This is a genomic window from Actinacidiphila oryziradicis, assembly GCF_005047355.1.
Lineage (GTDB): Bacteria > Actinomycetota > Actinomycetes > Streptomycetales > Streptomycetaceae > Actinacidiphila > Actinacidiphila oryziradicis.
In genome coordinates this window covers 1-657 of the sequence record NZ_SUMC01000074.1, presented here as the reverse complement: position 1 = coordinate 657, position 657 = coordinate 1, and the positions used below count along the sequence as shown (strand labels likewise).

The following is a 657-nucleotide window of genomic DNA, read 5'->3' as shown; positions in this document are numbered from 1 at the left end:
CGATCCGACAACCGCTCCTCAACCGGCGGCTTGACCTGTCCAGCTCGTGGCACTCAGCAACCCTCCCGAGGCACACACTACAAACAAGATCAACCCAAAGTCAGCGGCATTGGCCCTAGACGAGTAGTTCCGATGTGCTCAGTGGTCGTAGGCGATCAGCGAGCGGGTGACTGGTGCTCCGAGCTTGTTGTTGTGCCAGATCCCGGCGGCCATCGCCAAGATCCGTTGGGCGACGCGGATCGCGACGCTCTCGAAGGTCCGCCCGCCGTGTTGTTCCAGGTCAAGTTGTCCCTTGAGGGTGTCGTTGACCGATTCGATGAGCTGGCGGACCTTCTTGAGCATCGGCTCGCCGTACCGCTCCTTCTCGCGCTTGCGGGAAGGCCGCAGCAGCTCGATGCCCTGATCGAGAAGCTCCCGCTCCAACGGTTTGGACGCGAAGCCCTTGTCCGAGATGAGCAGGATGCCCGCGCGGGCGGCGACCAAGTCGGCGTCGACCTCCAGCATGGCGGACAGTACCTCGCGCTCGCCGATCTTCGCGGAGGCCAGTTCCCACATGATCGGCATCCCGGTGGGCGTGCAGACCAGGTAGAGGCGAAGCCCCCAGAAGAACCGGGAATGTGACGCGCAGTAGCCGTACTGTGCCCAGCCGGCCATGTT

1 protein-coding gene is annotated in these 657 nt (G+C 63.5%); it reads right to left on the bottom strand.

The window, feature by feature from the left end; translation table 11 throughout:
• Window positions 1–138: 138 nt before the first annotated feature.
• The coding region (locus FCI23_RS40795; RefSeq protein WP_169317169.1) for a transposase at window positions 139–657 on the bottom strand (519 nt) is incomplete at its 5' end.